The sequence below is a fragment of the Dietzia sp. DQ11-44 genome (assembly GCF_014145205.1).
Taxonomy (GTDB): domain Bacteria; phylum Actinomycetota; class Actinomycetes; order Mycobacteriales; family Mycobacteriaceae; genus Dietzia; species Dietzia natronolimnaea.
On the sequence record NZ_JAALEC010000329.1, the window covers coordinates 1 to 3,834 of the forward strand.

Consider the following 3,834-nt stretch of genomic DNA (forward strand, 5'->3'; position numbering starts at 1 on the left):
CCCGCCTGGCCGGCCTGCGACCCGCCGGGGTGATCTGCGAGATCGTGTCCGAGGACGATCCGACCACCATGGCCCGGACCCCGGAACTGCGGCGCTTCGCCGACGAGCACGGGCTCGCGCTGATCACGATCGAGGCCCTGCAGGACTGGCGGCGGGCGCACGAGGTGCAGGTGATCCACGAGGCCGCCGCCCGCATCCCCACCCCTGCCGGGACGATGACCGCCCACGGGTACCGCGACGTCCTCCAGGGGGTCGAGCACGTGGCCATGGTCGCCGGGGACATCTCGGGCGACGAGCCCGTGTCGGTCCGCATCCACTCCGAGTGCCTCACCGGGGACGTCTTCCACTCGCTGCGCTGCGATTGCGGTCCGCAACTCGACGCGGCCGTCGCCTCGGTGTGTGAGGAGGGACGCGGGGTGGTCCTCTACATGCGCGGTCACGAGGGCCGGGGGATCGGCCTGGTGCAGAAGCTCCGCGCCTATCAACTGCAGGACGACGGCCGCGACACGGTGGACGCGAACCTCGATCTCGGATTGCCCGCCGATGCCAGGGACTTCAGCCTGGCCGCGCAGATGCTGCGTGATCTCGGGGTGACGCGCGTGCGGCTGATGACCAACAACCCCGCCAAGGCCGACGCCCTCCGTGCCGGCGGGGTCGAGGTGGTGGCGCGGGTCCCCATGCCCACCGCGGTGACCCCGGAGAACCTCCGGTACCTGCGGACCAAGCGGGACCGGATGGGCCACCTGCTCGAGGGCCTGGACGACGGGATCGACCCGGACACGAACGGAGAGGATCGGCGATGAGCGGCACCGGTAGGCCGGAATTGGTGATCCCCGATGCCCGCGGTCTGCGGCTGGGCGTGGTGGCCTCCACCTGGCACGACGAGATCTGCACGCAACTGATGGACCGGGCCCTCGCGGTGGCCGAGACCTCCGGCGCTGTGGTCACCGTCGCCCGTGTCACGGGGGCCGTGGAGCTCCCGGTGGTCGCCCAGGAGCTCGCCAGGTCGCACGACGCCGTGGTGGCCCTCGGGGTGGTCATCCGGGGTTCGACCCCGCATTTCGACTACGTCTGCAGCTCGGTGACCGACGGCCTGACCCGGATCGCGCTCGACGAGGCCACCCCGGTCGCCCACGGGGTCCTCACCACCGAGAACGAGTCCCAGGCCCGCGACCGCGACGGGCACGAGGGTGCCACCGAGGACAAGGGCGGGGAGGCGGTCGCCGCCGCTCTCCGGGCGGCCGTCACCCTGCGCGACCTGCGGGCCGGACGATGACCGGGCGTTCGGACCTCGAGCGCCCGGATCTCGACCACTGGGACTTCGAGCACCGTCCACGACGACTCCGGATCGCCGTGATCGCGCTGGCGATCCTGACCGTCCTCGCCCACGTCGTCTGGGCTGTCGTGCTGGTCCGCGACGACACCGGGGTCACCATCGGGATCGCCGACCAGCTCGCCTTCGTGGCGATCGGTCTGATCTTCGCCGGCGTCCTGCTCACCCTCCTCCGGATCAGGGTGCGGGTGGGCGAGCAGGGGGTCGAGGTCCGCGGACCACTGCGTTCGCGGCTCTGGGACTGGCAGGACGTCGTGGGGATCACGTTCCCCCGGTCGAGCATGTGGCCCCGGCTCGAACTACCGGCCTACGAGCACGTCGGCGTCTGGGCCATCCTCACCGTCGACGGTCAGGACGCGGTCGAGGCCATGGGCACCATGCGGGAGACGGTCCGCCGGTACAAGCCCTCGGCCGCCGATCCCGAAACCGTCGCCGACCGCTGAGTCGTCGTGGCCGACCCGCGCACCTACCGCCCAGCCCCCGGTTCCATCCCGACGGAACCGGGGGTCTACCGGTTCCGCGACGCCCAGGGCCGCGTCATCTACGTGGGCAAGGCCAAGAACCTCCGCAGCCGGGTCGGGTCGTACTTCGCCGACCTCACCCTGCTCCACCCGCGCACCAGACAGATGGTCACCGCCGCCGCGGGCGTCCAGTGGACCGTCGTCTCCACCGAGGTGGAGGCGCTCCAACTGGAGTACACGTGGATCAAGAAGTACGACCCCCGCTTCAACGTGCGGTACCGGGATGACAAGACCTACCCGCTCCTGGCGGTGACGGTGGGGGAGGAGTTCCCGCGCGCATTCGTCTACCGGGGGCCGCGCCGGGCCGGGACCCGCTACTTCGGTCCCTATTCCCACGCGTGGGCGATCCGGGACACGCTCGACACACTCCAACGGGTGTTCCCGGTGCGGTCGTGTTCGGCCGGGGTGTTCCGACGACAGGCCCAGCTCGGCCGCCCCTGTCTACTCGGCTACATCGACAAGTGCGCCGCCCCGTGTATCGGTCGGGTGACCGCGGACGAGCACCGCGAGATAGTCGACGAACTCTGCGACTTCCTCGCCGGCCGGACCGACGTCATCATGAAGCGGATCGAGAAGCGGATGCTCGAGGCGTCCGAGGACCTGGATTTCGAGCGCGCGGCCCGGCTGCGGGACGATCTCGGCGCGATGAGGCGGGCCATGGAGAAGCAGGCCGTGGTCCTGGGCGACGGTACCGACGCCGATGTCGTGGGCGTCGAGGCCGACGAGCTGGAGGTCTCCGTCCAGGTCTTCCACGTCCGCAACGGGCGCATCCGCGGCCAGCGCGGATGGGTGGTCGAGCACGCACACGGGGTGGACGCCGACGGCCGGTTCGACCCGGCGCTCGCGGTCCCCGGTGTCGTCTCGGACTACCTCGCCCAGTTCTACGGAGGGGAGGCCGACCTGGCCGGGGGCGCAGACTCGGGCGCGGATCTCGCCGCCGCGGTGCCACGGGAGGTGTTGGTACCGGCCCTCCCGGAGGACGCCGACGAGCTCGCCGACTGGCTCTCCACCCTGCGCGGATCCCGTGTGTCGCTGCGGATCCCCCGGCGCGGCGACAAGCGCTCGCTGGCCGAGACCGTCCGACGCAACGCGGTGGAGGCCCTGACCCAGCACAAACTGCGCCGCAGCGGTGACCTGACCGCACGGTCGGCCGCGCTGCAGGAGATCCAGGAGACCCTGGAGCTCGACACGGCCCCCCTCCGGATCGAGTGCGTGGACATCTCGCACACCCAGGGCACCGACGTCATGGCCTCACTGGTGGTGTTCGAGGACGGGCTGCCCCGCAAGAGCGACTACCGCCTCTACCGGATCCGCGAGGCGGCCGGCGACGGTCACTCCGACGACGTCGCGAGCATCGCCGAGGTGACCCGCCGACGGTTCCGGCGGCACCACGAGGAGCCGGCGGTGACCCCCGATGACACCGACGGCCCCGTCGACGACAGGGCCGAGCCCGACGACGCGGGGGCGGGCGGGTCCACCCCGACCCGCCGATTCGCCTACCCTCCCCAGCTCTTCGTGGTGGACGGCGGCCGACCCCAGGTGGAGGCCGCCGCCGAGGTCCTGTCCGAGCTCGGCGTCACCGACGTCCCGGTGATCGGGATCGCCAAGCGGCTCGAGGAGATCTGGTTGCCCGGGGAGGAGTACCCGGTCATCTTCCCCCGGCACGGCGAGGGGCTGTTCCTCCTCCAGCGTCTGCGCGACGAGGCACACCGCTTCGCGATCCGCGCGCACCGGGGGGCCAGGTCCAAGAGGATGACGACGTCGGTCCTCGACCAGGTGCCCGGTCTCGGGCCCGCACGACGGGCCGCGCTGCTCGAGAAGTTCCCCACCGTGTCCGCTCTCCGGGCGGCCGGGATCGACGACCTCTGTGCGGTCCCCGGGATCGGCCCCGGGGTGGCGGCCGCGATCCGGGCCACCCTGGGATCCGGAGACCCGGCGGCGACACCGGCGGAGACACCGGCGGCGGACGCGGCGGCGGAC

At 71.9% G+C, this 3,834-nt stretch carries 4 protein-coding genes; all 4 read left to right on the top strand.

The genetic code is table 11. The features are described 5' to 3' along the window. On the top strand, nt 1–803 hold an 803-nt coding region (gene ribA / locus G6018_RS08960), incomplete at its 5' end, for a GTP cyclohydrolase II (RefSeq protein WP_182639426.1). Continuing rightward, nucleotides 800–1,276: a 6,7-dimethyl-8-ribityllumazine synthase gene (gene ribH / locus G6018_RS08965; protein ID WP_182639427.1), complete on the top strand. Its 477-nt coding sequence runs from the start codon at nt 800–802 to the stop codon at nt 1,274–1,276. The genes ribA and ribH, both read left to right, overlap by 4 nt. Beyond that, a complete protein-coding gene (locus G6018_RS08970) occupies nt 1,273–1,776 on the top strand; it encodes a PH domain-containing protein (protein ID WP_182609492.1) in 504 nt (167 codons plus the stop codon). Before ribH ends, G6018_RS08970 begins: the two co-directional genes overlap by 4 nt. A 6-nt stretch (nt 1,777–1,782) precedes the next feature. Beyond that, a partial coding sequence (gene uvrC / locus G6018_RS08975) for an excinuclease ABC subunit UvrC (protein ID WP_182639428.1) occupies nt 1,783–3,834 on the top strand: 2,052 nt, incomplete at its 3' end.

Bases quoted from the DNA above. Each gene is read 5' to 3' on its own strand.
- ribH (WP_182639427.1), top strand. From the start codon at position 800: ATGAGCGGCACCGGTAGGCCGGAATTGGTGATCCCCGATGCCCGCGGT.
- G6018_RS08970 (WP_182609492.1), top strand. From the start codon at position 1,273: ATGACCGGGCGTTCGGACCTCGAGCGCCCGGATCTCGACCACTGGGAC.